Origin of the sequence: Propionicimonas sp. T2.31MG-18 (assembly GCF_964266745.1) — a bacterium.
GTDB lineage: Bacteria > Actinomycetota > Actinomycetes > Propionibacteriales > Propionibacteriaceae > Propionicimonas.
Genome location: NZ_CAXWGX010000001.1, coordinates 585,630 through 602,034, shown reverse-complemented (window position 1 = coordinate 602,034; position 16,405 = coordinate 585,630). Strand labels below are relative to the sequence as shown.

At 69.4% G+C, this 16,405-nt stretch carries 13 protein-coding genes; 9 read left to right on the top strand and 4 right to left on the bottom strand.

Annotated elements, in window-relative coordinates; all coding sequences use genetic code 11:
* Positions 1 to 18 precede the first annotated feature (18 nt).
* Together ACFQQJ_RS02530 and ACFQQJ_RS02525 are read right to left on the bottom strand one after the other, a co-directional pair.
* Complete coding sequence (locus ACFQQJ_RS02530; protein WP_377103749.1) at positions 19 to 1,161, bottom strand: AI-2E family transporter; 1,143 nt, start codon at positions 1,159 to 1,161, stop codon at positions 19 to 21.
* Complete coding sequence (locus ACFQQJ_RS02525; protein ID WP_377103747.1) at positions 1,158 to 2,891, bottom strand: SulP family inorganic anion transporter; 1,734 nt, start codon at positions 2,889 to 2,891, stop codon at positions 1,158 to 1,160. Before ACFQQJ_RS02525 ends, ACFQQJ_RS02530 begins: the two co-directional genes overlap by 4 nt.
* A 166-nt stretch (positions 2,892 to 3,057) precedes the next feature.
* On the opposite strand from ACFQQJ_RS02525, the gene ACFQQJ_RS02520 reads away from it, so the two are divergent.
* The 3 genes from ACFQQJ_RS02520 (at position 3,058) to ACFQQJ_RS02510 (ending at position 7,867) form a co-directional block, all read left to right on the top strand.
* Positions 3,058 to 4,368, top strand: a complete 1,311-nt coding sequence (locus tag ACFQQJ_RS02520; protein ID WP_377103745.1) for an anaerobic sulfatase maturase — start codon at positions 3,058 to 3,060, stop codon at positions 4,366 to 4,368.
* 109 nt (positions 4,369 to 4,477) lie between these two features.
* Complete coding sequence (locus tag ACFQQJ_RS02515) at positions 4,478 to 5,782, top strand: chloride channel protein (protein WP_377103743.1); 1,305 nt, start codon at positions 4,478 to 4,480, stop codon at positions 5,780 to 5,782.
* A 174-nt stretch (positions 5,783 to 5,956) separates the two neighbouring features.
* On the top strand, positions 5,957 to 7,867 hold the full coding sequence (locus tag ACFQQJ_RS02510) for a hypothetical protein (protein ID WP_377103741.1): 1,911 nt from the start codon (positions 5,957 to 5,959) through the stop codon (positions 7,865 to 7,867).
* Between the two features lie 28 nt (positions 7,868 to 7,895).
* Here the strand turns inward: ACFQQJ_RS02510 and ACFQQJ_RS02505 are convergent, their stop codons facing one another.
* Positions 7,896 to 9,131, bottom strand: a complete 1,236-nt coding sequence (locus tag ACFQQJ_RS02505) for a hypothetical protein (protein WP_377103739.1) — start codon at positions 9,129 to 9,131, stop codon at positions 7,896 to 7,898.
* Between the two features lie 44 nt (positions 9,132 to 9,175).
* On the bottom strand, positions 9,176 to 10,033 hold the full coding sequence (locus tag ACFQQJ_RS02500; RefSeq protein ID WP_377103737.1) for a DeoR/GlpR family DNA-binding transcription regulator: 858 nt from the start codon (positions 10,031 to 10,033) through the stop codon (positions 9,176 to 9,178).
* Between the two features lie 185 nt (positions 10,034 to 10,218).
* Between ACFQQJ_RS02500 and ACFQQJ_RS02495 the strand changes: the two genes are divergently transcribed.
* The 6 genes from ACFQQJ_RS02495 (at position 10,219) to ACFQQJ_RS02470 (ending at position 16,390) form a co-directional block, all read left to right on the top strand.
* A complete protein-coding gene (locus ACFQQJ_RS02495; protein WP_377103735.1) occupies positions 10,219 to 11,514 on the top strand; it encodes an ABC transporter substrate-binding protein in 1,296 nt (431 codons plus the stop codon).
* 76 nt (positions 11,515 to 11,590) lie between these two features.
* Positions 11,591 to 12,541: a carbohydrate ABC transporter permease gene (locus tag ACFQQJ_RS02490; protein WP_377103733.1), complete on the top strand. Its 951-nt coding sequence runs from the start codon at positions 11,591 to 11,593 to the stop codon at positions 12,539 to 12,541.
* A 1-nt stretch (position 12,542) separates the two neighbouring features.
* A complete protein-coding gene (locus ACFQQJ_RS02485; protein WP_377103731.1) occupies positions 12,543 to 13,382 on the top strand; it encodes a carbohydrate ABC transporter permease in 840 nt (279 codons plus the stop codon).
* Between the two features lie 46 nt (positions 13,383 to 13,428).
* A complete protein-coding gene (locus tag ACFQQJ_RS02480) occupies positions 13,429 to 14,295 on the top strand; it encodes a ketose-bisphosphate aldolase (protein WP_377103729.1) in 867 nt (288 codons plus the stop codon).
* 25 nt (positions 14,296 to 14,320) lie between these two features.
* Positions 14,321 to 15,541 (top strand): ADP-dependent glucokinase/phosphofructokinase, encoded by a 1,221-nt coding sequence (locus ACFQQJ_RS02475; RefSeq protein WP_377103727.1) that lies wholly within the window; start codon positions 14,321 to 14,323, stop codon positions 15,539 to 15,541.
* A gap of 120 nt (positions 15,542 to 15,661) precedes the next feature.
* Complete coding sequence (locus ACFQQJ_RS02470; protein ID WP_377103725.1) at positions 15,662 to 16,390, top strand: trimeric intracellular cation channel family protein; 729 nt, start codon at positions 15,662 to 15,664, stop codon at positions 16,388 to 16,390.
* Positions 16,391 to 16,405 lie beyond the last annotated feature (15 nt).

Here is a 16,405-nt window from a genome sequence, read left to right as displayed (position 1 = left end):
AGGGGGATACCCGCGGGGCTAGGAACCCGTCGCCGGCGGTGCGGTCCTCGCGTCCTGGCGGGGGATGAACAGGGTGTTCAGAAGGATCAGCAGCGAGGCGGTGAGGGGGACGGCGACGAGCGCTCCGAGCAGGCCGAGAAGGGTCGCCCCCACCATGGCGCCGATCAGCACGAGTGGCCCGGGCACCTCCACCGCCTTGTTCATGATCCTTGGCGTGATCACGTAGGCCTCGACCTGCATGTAGGCGAAGTAGGCGACGGCGAAGATGATCGCGGTCGTCCACGAGTTCAGCAGGCACACGGCCGTGCCGATCACCCAGAACAGGACCGAGCCGATCATCGGGATGAGCGTGATCAGGAATGAGGTGAAGGCGAGCATCACCGCATAGGGCGCGCCGAGAATCATCAGGAGCAGGAACGAGAATGCTGCGTTGAGCGAGGACAGCTGGAGGCCGCCACCGATGAACGCGCCCACAGCGGACGTGATCCGCTCGGTCACCTCTGCGGCCTTGTCGCGGCGGTAGGCCGGCAGGAGCCGGTAGAGCGCCTGCTTCATGCCGTCGAGCGAGCCGAGGAAGTACAGGGTGAGGACGAGCACGATCATGGTGCCGGACACGCCGTTGATCAGGCCGGAGCCGAGCGACAGGATGCCGGTGCCGACCGCGAGCAGGTGCGCGGGGTCGGCGAGCCAGCTCCCGAGCTGGGCCAGGGTGCTGGTGTACGCGGTTCGTCCGCCGACCGAGCCGGTGAGGCTCTGGAACCACGGCGCCTGCTGGATGCCGGCGATGTAGCCGGGCACGGCCTGGGCGAACGCGACCACCTGCTCCACCGTCGCGGGTACGACGAAGGCCAGGACGGTGACGACGATCACCGCCAGCCCGGCGAAGGTCAGGCCGATGCTGCGCCCACGGGTGTATCCGCGTCCCTGGAGCCGACGGACCAGTGGGTCGAGGGCCAGGGCGAGGAAGAGCGCTATCACGACCGTCAGGAAGATCGCGCTCAACGACGCCGCTGCGCTCCCGATCGCGAGCCCGAGGAGGACTCCGATCGTTCCCGCGAAGGCCCAGGTGAGCGGGTTCGTCAGCCGGGCGAGGACGGCCAGCGGAGAGCCCGTCCGCGTCAGGGCTGCGTCGTCCGACTTCGGTTCGTCGTCCGGGTTCATCGGTCGTCTCCTTCCTGTGCGTCCGCCCCGTCGCGGGCGGTGTCCGCGTAGCGCGCAACGGCCTCCCGGTTGGTGGCGAGGACCGCCGTACCGCTCCACAGCTCGAACAGCTTCAGCCGGGTGGCCAGGTCCGCCCGAACCCGGGTGTAGGCCAGATCGACGCCCCGGTCGGCCAGCCAGCTCCGCAGCAGCCGGAGACTGCCGGCCCCGGTCACGTCGATGTCCGTGACTCCCTCGAGGTCCAGCACGAGCGCACGCACGGGCGCGGGGGCGCCGGTGACCACCTCCTTGGCGCGCTGGAGGAGCAGGTTGCCGTTGGCGAAGAACACCGGGGCCGCAAACCGGAGGACGATCACGCCGGGGGCCGTCTGGGTGCCCGCTCCGGCGGCGTCGGTGAGCGAGATGTGCGGGTCGTCCGGCCCGACGAGGACGTCGACCGGCGGGTTGGCGGCGCGCCGCGCCAGGTTCACCAGGGAGAGGACGAAGGCGATCAGGATGCCGCCGATGGCGCCGACCACCAGCACGCCGAGCGCGCAGACGACCGCCACGCCGAACTCCGAGCGGGACTCACGCCAGAGCAGCCGGTACTCGTCGACGCCGAGGAGCCCCCACACGGCGACCGCGACGATCGCGCCGATCGCGGGGGACGGGATGCTGGCCAGCAGGCCCGTCCCGGCGACCAGCAGCAGGAACGACCCGACGGCCAGGACGACGCCGGGCAGCTGCGTCCGCGAGCCGGCGGCGTCCATCGCGGCGGTGCGCGACCCGGATGCCCCGACACTGTACGAGGAGCTGAAGCCGGCCGTGATGTTGGCCAGCCCCAACGCGACAAGGTCCTGGTTCGGTCGGGTGGGGTAGCCGTTCCGCTCCCCGTAGGACCGTGCCAGCAGGAGTCCCTCCGCCATCGCCACCATGGCGAGGGCGATGGCCGAGGGCACCAGCGACAGCCAGGCCCGCCACGACAGGAGGGGCACCGCGAACACCGGCGGTCCGGCCTGCACCGCGCCGAGGACGGCCACGCCGCGCGCGGGCAGCTCCAGCCAGGCCGAGGCCGCGGTGCACACGAGGATCGCCGCCAGCGCCCACGGCACCCGGGGCAGGAACCGCCGGCCGACGAGCAGCAGGGCGAGCGCGAACGCCCCGACGGCCGTCGACCACGGATCGGCCCGCGGGACGAGCGTCACGAGCGCCAGGAGCTTCTCGAAGAACCCGAGCTCGTGCCCGAGGGACACGCCGAGCATCTTGGCGACCTGGCTCACCAGGATCTCCGCGGCGAGACCGGAGACGAACCCGATCAGGATGGGACGCGACAGGAAGTCGGCCAGGAACCCGAGGCGGAGCAGGCCGGCCGCCAGCAGGATCAGTCCTCCGACAATGGCCTGCGCGGAGGCCAGCACCAGCAGATTGCCCTCGCTGGCGCCCAGGGCGAGCAACGAGGAGAACACCAGCGCCGACGCCGCGGCGTCCGGCGAGGCGACGAGCTGTCGAGAGGACACCAGGAACACGTAGACCAGGGTCGGCACCACCAGCGCGTACAGGCCCGCCGTGGCCGGCAGCCCCGCGATCTGCGCGTAGCCGACGTTCAGGGGGACGGCGATTGCGATCAGGCTGACCCCCGCGAGCAACTCCCGGGCCAGGTTCCGACGGGTCACGCCGGGCAGAAGGCGCGCGGGCAGGACGTTCCTCGCGGCTGCGAGGAGCCGCCGTGACGCCGGACCGCCCTCGGCCATGGCAGAACCCTAACCCGAAGTGGTCATCCAGACACGGCGGGACGCTCGTGCGCGTCGTTCGGGTGCCGGAGTGGGCGGCGGCACCGGTTGACCGGGGCTGCGGGCACCTTGATGATGGCCACATCAGCCCGTGCGGCCGCACTTCCAGACCACCGAGGAGGCTGAGATGACGAACCAGTCCACCGCGCGCGAGGGCCTGCGCCTGCCCTTCTCCGTGATCGCCAAGCCGACCGGCGCCGCGTGCAACCTGGACTGCTCGTACTGCTTCTTCCTCTCCAAGGAGGTGTTGTGGGGCCACGAGTCCCAGCGGATGACGTCCGGCACTCTCGACCGCTTCGTGCACGACTACCTGGCGTCCCAACCCGACGGGGAAGTGACCATCAGCTGGCAGGGCGGCGAGCCCACGCTGCGGGGGCTCGAGTTCTTCGAGGAGGCGGTCCGGCTCGCCGAGCGGCACCGGCGTCCGGGCCAGCGGGTGAGCCAGACGATCCAGACCAACGGCACCCTCCTGGACGACGCGTGGGGCGAGTTCCTTGCCGCCAACCGTTTCCTGGTCGGGCTGTCGGTCGACGGCCCGGCGCACCTCCACGACAGGTACCGGGTGAACAAGGCCGGGCGGGGCAGCTACAGCCAGGTCCGTCGCGGCTGGGACGTCCTGCGCCGTCACGACGTCGAGACCAACATCCTGTGCACCGTGCACGCGGGCAACGCGGCCCACCCGCTGGACGTCTACCGTCACTTCCGCGACGAGCTGGGTGCGCGCTACCTGCAGTTCATCCCGATCGTGGAGCGGGTCGAACCCGGCTGCGACGCGGACGCCGAGCGCGGATATCGCGACGAGCACGGCAACTCCGTCCTCTACCGGCAGTCGGGCAGCGGGACCACGTCGCGGACCGTCGCGCCGGAGGCGTGGGGTGAGTTCCTCTGTGCGATCTTCGACGAGTGGATCCGCCGCGATGTCGGCGAGGTCTTCGTCCAGCACTTCGACGTGATGCTGGGTGCCGTGTTCGGGCAGTACACGCTGTGCGTCCATTCCCCGGAGTGCGGGCGCGCGGTGGCGATGGAGCACAACGGCGACGTGTACTCCTGCGACCACTACGTCGAGCCGGACTACCGTCTGGGCAACGTCTCCGAGTCGCCCTTCTCCGAACTCCTCGCCCTTCCGCAGCAGCAGGCGTTCGGGCGGGGCAAGCGGACGTCGCTGCCCGGGCAGTGTGTGGAGTGCCCGGTCCGCTGGGCCTGCCACGGTGGTTGCCCGAAGGACAGGTTCGCAACCACCGCCGCCGGTGAGCCGGGCCTGAACTACCTGTGCGCCGGCTACTACCGCTTCTTCACCCACGCCCAGCCCTCCGTCGAGGCCATGGCCCGGCTGCTCCGCAACGGCCGAACGGCCGCCGACATCATGGGGGTCGCTCCTGTCGAGGGCGTCCCGGCCCCTGACCGGCCGACCCGACCGGAGCGTGCGGGGAGCACGTAGGAGTGCCGACGGCGACGCGACGCGAGGTCTCGTCGGTCCGGAAACGGTTGTCGACCCACCAAGGCGGTGGCCGGGGGGCGATATCTTCGGGCCACACGAAGGAGGACCGATGGCCACACGAGCGACTCCCCCGACGGTGGCGGGCGCCGTCCCGCTGGCCATGACCACGCGCCTGTGCGCGCTGGCCCTGGGCGTGGGAGTCCTGGCGGGCGCCGCAGCCTACGCCTACGTCGCGCTGCAGCACGAGGTGACTCACTGGATCTGGCATGTCCTGCCCGGCTATGCCGGCTTCACCGAGGCGCCGTGGTGGATGGTCCTGCTGTTGCCGGTGGTCGGGGCGCTGCTGACCTTCGCCACGTTCCGGCTGCCGGGCCACGGCGGGCACTCGCCCCTGGTCGGGTTGTCCCTCGACGTGGGTCCGCGGGAGCTCGTCTCGGCGCTCGCTGCGGCCCTCGCCAGCCTGTCCTTCGGCGCGGTGCTGGGCCCGGAGGCCCCGTTGCTGGCCGTGGGCACGGCGGCGGGCGCTCTCGCGTTCCGGGCCAACCAGCCGGTTGGCCGGCAGGTGATGATGATCGTCGGCGCGATGGCCGCTGCGGGGGCGCTGTTCGGAAACCCGCTGATCACCTCGATCCTCATGCTCGAGGTCGCCCTCGCCGCCGGCGCCACGATGGCCTCGCCGGTGATCCTGCTGCCGTCCCTGGTCGGGCTGGGCGCCAGCTACGTTCTTCAGGTCGGTCTGGGCCAGTGGGCGGGACTGGGCGCCACCCAGATGGCGCTGCCCGCCCTCGCCGCCTACCCGAACGTCCGGCTGGTCGACCTGGCCGTCGCAACTCCGCTGGCGATCGCGGTGGCCGCGCTGGCGATTCTCGCCCGGCTCGGCGCGCTGCGGGTGGAGGGCTTCGCCCGGCGCTCGCCGCTGCCCACGATCCTGCTGGCCGCCGGGGTCACCGGGCTGTGCGCGCTCGCGGCCACCGCCCTCACGGGGAGGTCGTACGAACTGGTGCTGTTCTCCGGGCAGACCGCGATGACGGAGTACCTCGGGCTGACCGCGTTCGGCACCGGCATCGTCGTGCTGGTGGCCAAGCTGATCGCCTACGCAGCATGCATGGGCGGCGGGTTCCGGGGCGGTCCGATGTTCCCCGCCATCGCCATCGGCACCATCCTCGCGGCGATGGCCTCCCCGCTCGTCGGGCAGGGCGCGAGCACGGCGCTGGTGGCGGCCGCCATCGCCGCCGCCACGTCCGCCGGCATGCGCTTCCCGTTCACCGGCGTGCTCATCGGTGTGCTGCTCACCGTCACGGCCGGGCCGGCGGCGACGGTGCCGGCGATCATCGGTGCGGTCGTGGGCATGCTGATCCGTCTCGCCGCCGAGCGGCGGCTGCCCGTCCTCGCCCCCGGCGCCCCGGTCGCCTGACCGACGCGGCTCGCGGCGCCGATCAGGGATCGGGCCGACCGCGACACCGGCAGGAGTCGCAGGGGACGCGGGGGCCGTGGCGGCAGCAGTCCCCATTGACCCGCCGCAGTGTGGGGTGTCCGATGAGGGCAGATCGCGGCCTCCGTGCCGTTCGTCACCGGAAGGTTGAGCCCAATGAAGCGCCCCGTCCCGTACGTTCCGAGCCCGTCCCCCGCCGCGTCTCTTCGCCGCGTGCTCGTCGCCGTCCTCTGCCTCAGCGTGGTGCTCACGGCCGCACCCTCGGTCGGGTCCGCGGACGCGGCCCCTGCCGCTCCGGCAGCCCCGATCGGCGGAGCGCAACCGTCCTTCGGGCCCAACGTGATGGTCTTCGACCCGAGCATGCCGGTGAGCCAGATCCAGGCCGCGGTGGACGCCGTCCGTGACCGGCAGGTCGACAACGAGATGGGTACGGACCGGTACGCGTTGCTGTTCAGGCCGGGCACGTACGGCTCGGCCGCCGAGCCGCTCATCATCCAGGTGGGCTACTACACGGAGGTGGCCGGGCTGGGCCTCAATCCGACCGATGTCACCATCAACGGCCACGTCGACGTCTACAACCGGTGCCGCGCCGCGTCCGGATGCATCGCGCTGGACAACTTCTGGCGCACGGTGTCGAACCTCACCATCAACGTGATGGGTCTCGACGGCTGCCGGAGCTCTGCCAACTTCTGGGCCGCGTCGCAGGCCTCACCCATGCGACGGGTCAACGTCACCGGCGGCAACCTGACCCTGATGGACTACTGCACCGACGGCCCCCAGTACGCCAGCGGGGGCTTCATCGCCGACTCGAAGACCGGATTCGTCATCAACGGCTCCCAGCAGCAGTACATCGTCCGGAACAGCAACGTCGGTGGCTGGTCGAACGGCGTCTGGAACCAGGTCTTCTCCGGCGTCGTCGGCGCCCCGGACGAGTGCTTCCCCGCGGTCCCGGGTGGCTGCGGCCCCTACACCACCCTGGCCAGGACGCCGGCAAGCAGGGAGAAGCCCTACCTGTACGTCGATGCGGCAGGCACCTACCAGGTCTTCGTCCCCGCTGCCCGCGTGAACTCCTCGGGCGCGTCGTGGGACGACGGCCCGACCCCGGGCCGCTCGATCCCGCTCTCGACGTTCTTCATCGCCAGGCCGACGGACTCGGTGCAGGCGATCAACAACCAGCTGTCGCGGGGCAGGAACCTGCTCCTGACGCCCGGGGTGTACGACATCGGCCGGACGATCACCGTCAAGCGGGCGGACACGATCGTCCTGGGCATCGGGCTGCCGGCGCTGACCGCCGTCAACGGCGCGGTGGTGATGGAGGTCGCCGACGTCGAGGGCGTGGACATCGCGGGCATCACCATCGATGCGGGGACGAAGAACTCGCCCGTCCTGCTGCGCATCGGCAAGAAGTCCGGTCGCAACCACAACAGCGATCCCGCCAACCCGACCGCCCTGCAGGACGTGTTCTTCAGGATCGGCGGCCCCCACGTCGGCAAGGCCGACGTCAGCCTCGAGGTGAACAGCGACCACGTCATCCTCGACGACATCTGGGCCTGGCGGGCCGACCACGGGAACGCCGGCACGGTCGGCTGGAAGATCAACACGGCGAAGAACGGCGTGGTCGTCAACGGCGACCACGTGACCGCCACAGGCTTCTTCGTCGAGCACTACCAGCAGCACAACGTCATCTGGAACGGCAACGACGGTGTGGTCGTCCTGTTCCAGAACGAGCTGGCCTACGACCCGCCCAGCCAGAAGGCCTGGATGCAGGCCCCCGGCGTCAACGGCTGGTCCGCGCTCAAGGTCGCCGACTCGGTGACGAGGTTCAACGGCTACGGGATGGGCAGCTACAGCTTCTTCAACCAGGGCGTGGACATCTTCGCCGAGAACGCCTTCGAGGTCCCCGCCACGCTCGCTCCGGGGAGCCTGCACAACCTGCTCACGATCTTCCTCGACCCCGCCAAGGGGAAGGGCGGGATCACCCACGTCGTCAACGGCACGGGAGGCTCCTCGACCATCGCCAACCCCAGCACCCCGGTCACGGTGGTCGACTACCCCGCGGTGCCCTGACGCAGAAAGGGGCCGTGGAGGCCCCCGTTCAGCCCAGGGCTTCGAGGGCGGCGTTGCCCGGCCCGAAGTGCTTCAGCAGGACGAGGGGTTCGACCGTGCTGCGGTTGGTGACGCGGACGCCCCGGCGTGCGGCCTCCTCGGAGACGAAGAACTCGTCCTCGGTCAGGTCGCCGAAGCGGATCAGCGTGGACGCGGCAGCGTCGTGCGCGCCGAAGGTCCCGTGTCCCTGGATGACGATCGCCCCGTAGGCGTCCGTGTTGGTGAGGGTGACGGCCGCTCCCGGCCGGACGACGAGCTCGGTGGCGCTGAATGCGGGCGACTTGTGGACGATCCACCGCTCGGTGTAGCCCGGATGGGCGTCTGCCGCCGACTCCGCGGTCTCGAACGGGACCAGCCGGCGGTTCTCGGCGAACGCCGGATCGGTGTTCCGCTCCCAGTCGATCAGGTCGAGGATGTAGTCGAGGTCGCCCACGCGGTCCGCCGGGGCGTCCTTCCACAGCAGCTCGTCGGGAACCTCGCGGTTGTTGCTCCACGACTCGCACATGCACAGCACGTCGGAGGCCGCCTGCGGCTCGTACGTGCAGGCGCTCGCCGGGGCGTGCAGGACTCCGGCCGGCACGTCCCAGCCCGTGCCCAGCTCGGTTCGGTACCCGAAGGAGAGGTCGGTGATCCGGTTGTCGCCGCCGCGGCTGAAGGCGACGAGCCGCTCGCGCACCTGCTCCCGGGTGACGCCCGGTTGCAGGCCGAGGAACGATACCGGCTGCGCGGCGAGGTGGTTGTTCATCTGCGGCGCGTAGTAGTAGGCCTCCGGCTTGGAGACCTTGCCCAGGGGCAGCGCGTGCTCGTCGCGGTGGTGGACGTGGAAGGGGAGCGCCTGCTCGTTGTCGAAGAACTTCGCGAAGACCGGCCACGTGCCGTGCGCCCGCCAGATCCGCTCCCCGACCAGGGCCGCGCCGAGGTGGTCGATCACCTGGTCGAACGGGAGGAGGCCGCCATCGGGACCGACCACGAGGCTGAGTCCCTCGAACTCCCCGGCGGCAGGCCCGTTGTCGGCCCGGATCGGGGACGCCAGCCACCGCTCGTCGATCCCGCCACGGTCCTTGCCGAACGCGTAGTAGTCGTCAGGGTGCAGGCGCAGGCGGCGTCCCGGCGTGGAGAACACGCGGGGAACCCAAGTCGGCGCGAGCCGGAGCACGCCCTCACCCTGGTCCAGGCAACGATCGGCGGCGGCCGCGGTGACGCTGGCCCCGGTGGTGGACGGCATGGCGTGGTCCTCGATTCGGCAGTGGTGCTGGCGGACGGGCGTCCTCAGGCCTCGGGCGCGGCCTGGTCGTACTCGCTGGTGACGATCACCCGTGCGCCGGCGTCGGCGGCCACCTCGAGAAGAACCGGGCCGGGCCGCTTGTCGGTGATCAGGGTGGTGTTGGCGGAGAGGTCGGCGACCTCCGCGAACTCCCGCCTGCCGAACTTCGTGCTGTCGGCGAGGAGCAGCGTGTGGGCCGCGCAGTCCATCATCTCGCGCATCATCCCGGCCTCCGGCAGGCTGCTGGTCCAGACCGTGCCCTCGTCGGAGACCCCACCGACGCCGATGATCGCCCAGTGGGTGTGGATCGAGCGGGGCTTGCCTGCGCCGTCGGACAGCGCCACCGGCCCGATGGTCACCTGGGATCGCTGCCGGAAGGAGCCGCCGAGGACGTAGATCTCGCGCACCCCGCGCGAGTAGAGCTCCTGGGGGAGGGCGAGGTTGTTGGTCACGACCGTGAGCCCGCGCTTGGCGGCCAGGTACTTGGCAAGGGCGAGGGTCGTGGTGCCACCGTAGATGATCAGGCTCTGCCCCTCGTCGATCAACGACGCGGCCACCTTGGCGATCTCGTCCTTCGCCGCGGCCTGCGCGTCGATCCGCTTGACGAACGGGACGATCTCGGTGAACCGGTCGTCCGGGGAGATCGTCACTCCACCGTGGGTCCGTTCGACGGAACCCTGGGAGGCGAGGGTTTCCACGTCGCGACGGACGGTGTCCTCCGAGACGCCGAACTCGGTGGCGAGTTCGTGGATGGACGCCTGCCCGCGATCGCGGAGGAAGTCCAGCATCTCGGCGCGACGCCGTGCGGGGTAGAGGCTCTCCTTGCTCACCCTGGTCACCTTTCTGCGGCTTTCTGCGATCATCCTGCCACCTTTGCCGCATCTTTGGCAAGAGTGCGCGGAAGTTATCGATCTGTTATCGCAAGAAACCGCAGAAATGCCTTGACTGTCCGAGGAAACCCGCGCAAGGATGGAGTTGAAGGTGCGATCGTGAGTCATAGAGCGGAGTCGCCGCTCCTCCGACGCGCCACGCACGACAAGGGAGTGAGATGCGCAAGAAGTTCCTGGCAGGGACCGCTGCGGTGGCAGCAGCGGCTCTGGCGATGACCGGCTGTGCCACTGGTGGCACCACCGCCGCCTCGTCCGCCGCCGCCGGCGGCGGAGAGGCCGTGACCCTCGAGTTCGCACAGTGGTGGGAGCCGGAGCTGCCGGCCGGGTCGCTGCGCGGTCTCATGGACCAGTTCGAATCGGCGAACCCGGGCATCAAGGTGAAGCTGATCAGCGGCCCGTACGCCTCCACCAAGGAGCAGGTCGTCGCGGGTGCGGCGGCCGGCACCATGTCCGACGTGGTCGGTCTCGACGGCGCCTGGGTCAACGACTTCGTGAAGCAGGGTTCGCTGGCGAACCTCACCGAGCTGATGACGTCGGCCGGCTTCGACGAGAGCCAGCTCGCCGCGCAGGTCAAGCTCGACGGCTCCACCTGGATGATCCCGGTCGCGAACTTCGTCTACCCGATGTTCCTCAACGACGACCTCCTGAAGAAGGCCGGCCTGTCGGGCGCACCGAAGAACCGCACCGAGTTCATGGCCGCGGCGAAGGCGATCAGCGCCCTCGGCGACAACACCTCCGGCTGGGTGCTGCCGCTCGACACCGCCACCCCGAACGGCATCCAGAACGACGTGATGTCGTGGGTCTGGGCCTCCGGCGGCTCGATGCTCAAGGACGGCAAGCCGTACCTCGTCGGCAACCAGGACGTCAAGGACGCGATGGAGTTCATCAAGCAGCTCTATGACGCGGGTGCGATCGCCAAGGGCACCTTCACGATGAAGGAGCAGGACAAGGTCAACGAGTTCACCAACGGCCGCGTCGGCATGATGATCGACTCCCTCGCCCACGTGAACCTGATCCGCGAGCAGAACAAGGACCTCAAGTTCACGGTGGCGGCCATCCCGCCGGCCGACAGCTACACCGGCAAGGGCGCGCTGCCCTACGCCTCGTGGGGCATCGGCGTCGCGGCCAACAGCAAGCACCAGGCCGAGGCCTTCAAGCTGGTCTCGTTCCTGCTCGGCAAGGACGTCAACGCCACGCTCTGCTCCGCCGCCCATGCCTTCCCGGGCAACACCCAGGCGGTGCCGGACTTCGTGAACAACGACGAGGCGTTCAAGCAGGCCTTCGAGATCTACAAGAACAGCAACGCGACCAACGAGTTCACCGGCCTGCCGGTGGCCGAGGACCTGATGCGCTCGTTCGACGAGCAGTTCCAGAAGTACCTTTCCGGCAAGCAGTCGGTGGACGACGCCCTGGCCGCTTCCCAGAAGGCGTGGGACGCCGCGTTCGCCGGCTGACACCCATCGCTCGAACGGTGGGGGTCGTGAGGTCACCCTTGCGGCCCCCACCCCACAACGGAAAGGAGGCGTAGCCGTGAGCCACCTCTCAGTGCAGGCTGACGCCGGCCGATCCCGGACGAGCGGACGGCCCGCGCCCGCCGAGCGCGCAGCGAGCGCCCGGCGGGGCCTGGTCCCGTACGGCTACCTCTCGCCGACCATGGTGCTCCTCGTGGTGCTCATGGTCATCCCGATCGTGATGGTCATCGGCTACTCGCTGATGGACAACGTGATCATGAAGAAGAACCCCCAATTCGTCGGGTTCACGCACTACGTCGACATCCTGGCCAGCGACACCTTCTGGGGAGCGGTCCTCAACACCCTGTTCTTCACGGGGGTGAGCGTGGTGGCCCACCTGGTGCTCGGCCTCGCGTTCGCGATGATGCTGAACAGCCAACTGCTCGGCCGGCGCACGAAGGCGGTGTTCCGCACCATCTACGTGCTCCCCTGGCTGTTCACCGTGGCGATCATCGCCGTCCTGTGGCGGCTCCTCCTGGAGCCCAACGGGGTGATCAACTACCTGCTGACGGCGTCCAACCTCGCCGGCAGCCAGATCGAGTGGCTGGGCTCGCCCGACACGGCGCTGTTCGCGGTGACCTTCATCAACATCTGGTCGGGCTACCCGTTCTACATGGTCAGCCTCCTGGCCGGCCTCCAGGGGATTCCCGCCGACTACTACGAGGCCGCGCAGGTCGACGGGGCCAACGGCTGGCAGCAGTTCACCCGCATCACGCTGCCGCAGCTGAAGCCGATCATCATCAGCATGGCGCTGCTCGACGTCATCTTCACCACCCAGCAGTTCGCGCTGATCTGGATGACGACGGGGGGCGGGCCGCTCGGGGTGACGGAGATGCTGAGCACCTTCACCTACAAGCTGGCTTTCACCAAGTACCAATTCGGGACGGCGTCCGCGTCGGCGGTGATCGTCCTGGCCATCTCGATGGTGCTGGCCGTCCTCTACGTCCGCGCCCAGAAGGCGAGGGACTGACATGACCCGCAGCCGCCGTCGCGCCATCGCCCGGATCGGGCTCGTGCTCGCGCTCGTGCTCGGAGCGCTGTACGCCGGGCTCCCGGTGCTGTGGATGCTGTCGAGCTCGTTCAAGCCCAACACCGAGATCTTCCAGTACCCGCCCCGGCTGATCCCGGAGACCTTCACGCTCGACGCCTACACCACGATCTTCACCGATCCGGTCAAGGTGCGGTTCTTCCTGAACAGCTACTTCGTCTCCCTGACCGTGACCGCACTCACCCTTCTCGTCGCGGTGCTGGCTGCCTTCGCGCTCAGCCGCTACGAGTTCCCGTTCAAGCGGGTGCTGAACGTGGTGATCGTGAGCGTCCAGGCCGTCCCCCCGATCACGCTGCTGATCCCCTACTTCGGGCTGATCGTGTTCCTCGGGCTGTACAACACCTACCCGGGCCTGATCCTGACCTACCTGGTGTTCACGCTGCCCTACGCGATCATCATGATGACGGGCTACTTCAACACGCTGCCGCGGGAACTCGACGAGGCGGTGAAGGTGGACGGCGGCTCGTCCTGGACGGCCCTGTGGCGGATCCTCGTGCCGGTCGCCGTCCCGGGCATGGTCTCGGTCGGCATCTACACGTTCATGATCGCCTGGAACGAGTACCTGTTCGCCCTCACGCTCACCAAGACGCCCGAGATGCGGACGGTGCCGATCGGCATCCAGCTGCTGATGGGCCAGCACTCCTACGAGTGGAACCAGATGATGTCGATGAGCATCCTCGGCTGCATCCCCGTCCTGCTCCTCTTCCTCTTCTTCCAGCGCTTCTTCATCGGCGGCATGACCGCCGGCGCCGTGAAGAACTGACCACCCACAGACCCACCCAAAAGAAGAACAATCAAGGAGAATTTCAATGCTTACCACTGGTGACGGCGTACTCAAGGTCGCCAACGAGGCGGGCTTCGCCGTCCCGGCGTTCAACATCAGCGACTACGCGATGTTCGCGGGGATCTCCGACCTCTGCGAGCAGCTGCAGGCGCCGTGGATCGTCGCCATCCACCCCGACGAGTACGCCCACATCGGGCCGGACCTGCTCAAGGCGATCATCGCCCGGGCCCACCGCTCGTCGGTGCCCATGGCGATCCACCTCGACCACGGCGGGACGTACGAGCAGGTGCTGACGTCGATCCAGAACGGCTACACCTCGGTGATGATCGACGCCTCGGTCAAGCCCTTCGACGAGAACGTGGCGATCACCCGCAAGGTGGTCGAGAGCGCGCACGCCGTGGGCCTCTCGGTCGAGGGTGAGCTGGGCACGATCGGCGCCAACGACTCCTACGGCGAGTCCGGGGCGACCGAGGTCATCTACACGACCGCCGAGGACGCCGTGGCCTTCGTCGAGCAGACCGGCGTGGACAGCCTCGCCATCGCGATCGGCACGTTCCACGGCCTCTACCCCGCCGGGATGACGCCGAAGCTCAAGCTCGAGCTCCTCACCGAGATCAAGGCGGCCGTGCCGATCCCGCTGGTGCTGCACGGCGGCTCGAACAACCCCGACGACGAGATCCGCATCGCTGCGGCCACCGGCATCAACAAGATCAACATCTCCTCCGACATCAAGGTCGCCTACCACTCGAAGATGCGGGAGGTGCTGGGTGATGACCCGAAGCTGCGCGAGCCGCTGATGATCCAGCCGGCGTGCGTGGAGGCGATGAATGTCGTGGCCGCGCAGAAGATCGACCTGTTCGGCGCCGCCGGCAAGGCATCGCTGTACCGCTGAGCCGGCTGCAGGGGAAGTGGGAGCGATGAGCCACGAACTGGTTCTGGGCCTCGGTGGCTGCGTCGACTTCGAGATCGCCTGGGATGCCCGGGCGCTCGAGGAGCTGGCGGCGAAGCACCACATCGGGGTTGCCGACCTGGATTCGGGCATCGCGGTCGAGGACGAGCGTTCCCTGATGCGCTCGCTCCTCGCTTTCGTCCGGGACGGTGTCGGGGGAGAGCGCTTCATCCCCTCCTCCGACATCGCGATCGCGTTCGCGTCCCGCTTCCCCTGCAAGGTCACCCTCGGCGGCACGTGCGTCCGCGCTGCCCTGGCTATCGCGCGGCTGGGCGTCCCGAGCCTGGTGCACCTGGTGAGCATCGACGACAACGTCCGGCGCCTGCTGTCGCCGGGCATCGACTACATCAGCAGCGCCACCCGGGACACCCTGGACCCGCACCTCATCGTGCAGTTCCCGGCCGGCGCCACCGTCGCCCTCAGCGACGGGGTGGTTCGCGCGGAGCACCCGAACCGGATCATCTACGTCAACGACCCGCCCAACCGCGACCTCGTGCTGAGCGCCGAGCTGCCGCAGGCACTGGACGGCGCGCGCGCTTTCCTGCCGGCCGGGTTCAACGTGATGCGTGACCCTGATCTCCTCCGGGACCGGCTGGCGTCCCTGCAGTCGGCGATGACGCGACTCCCGGCCGACGCCGTGGTGTTCTACGAGGACGCCGGGTTCCACGACAACGCCATGCGGCAGATCGTGAGCAGCGACTTCCGCGGACGCATCGATGTGCACAGCCTCAACGAGGACGAGTTGCAGTCCTACCTCGGACGCCGCATCGACCTCCTCGACGTCGAGGACGTCGTCACCGCGCTGGCCGAGTTCGCTCCCTACGCCATCGCGCCGACCGTCGTGGTGCACACCAAGTACTGGTCGCTCGCGCACGGCGAGCGTGCGAGCGACGTCGCGGCCGCCCTCGCCGGTGGGGTCGATCTCGCCAGCACCCGCTACTGCCACGGCGACGACTTCACCGCCGCCGACCTGGCCGGCATCCGGGGCGGACCGGTGCACCCCGGCGGGCTCGCGTTCGCCGCCGGCATCGTGGAGCGGCTCGGGAACCGGGTCGCGTGCGTGCCGGGACGGCTCCTCGACGTGCCTTCTCCCACGACGATCGGGCTCGGGGACACCTTCGTCGGCGGCTTCCTCGCCACCCTCGTCCGCGGCCCGCTCGGTCTGGAGCCCTCGGCGGAGAACGCCTGAGCGATCCTCACGCGGTTCCCCGTGGACGATGTCGACGATCCGGCCGGGCAGCACTGAGGAGACCCTTCCCGGCGATCCGCGCGTGGGGTTGTGCCCGCCATTGGGCAGGCTGGGCACATCATGAATCCTGAGCCGATCGAGCTGTTCGTCCGGGTGGTCGACCTGACGGGTGTTCTGATGAACGCGATCCTGGGTGGGGTGATCGCCCGGGCCAAGCGGTTCGACCCGGTCGGCTTCCTCACCCTCGCGATCATGTCCGGGCTCGGCGGCGGCATGATCCGGGACGTGCTGCTGCAGGTCGGGCCGCCGCTCGCGCTGACCGATCCCGCCTACCTGCTCGTGGCCATCGCGGGGACGGTCGTGGCCTTCATGGTCCCGGTGAGCAGGCGGCTGTGGGACCTCAGCTTCCCGTATCTGGACGCCCTCGCCCTCGGGTGCTGGTCGGCGGCCGGTGCGTCGAAGGCCCTCGCCGCCGGCCTGGGCTGGCTGCCGGCGGTGATGATGGGCACCATCACGGCGATCGGCGGCGGGATGCTCCGGGACATCGTGCTGCGCAAGACCCCGGCGGTCTTCGGTGGCAACACGCTCTACGCGACCTCGGCGATCCTGGCGTCGCTCGTCCTCGTCGTGCTCCAGCCGCTCGCGGGCGGCGCTGTGGCCACCCTGGCGGCGAGCGTCGTCGGCATGTTGATGACGCTGCTGGCCCGCCGGCTCGACTGGCGGCTCCCCGAACCGTACGCATGGTCACCGAAGCGAGCCCTTGCGATGCTCCCGCGTCCCCGCTGGCGGCTCAGGGGCAAGCCGGCATCGGGCCGTGGCCGGCACGGTCCGGCGGACCGGCCGGCCTGATCCTGCGCGCGGCCC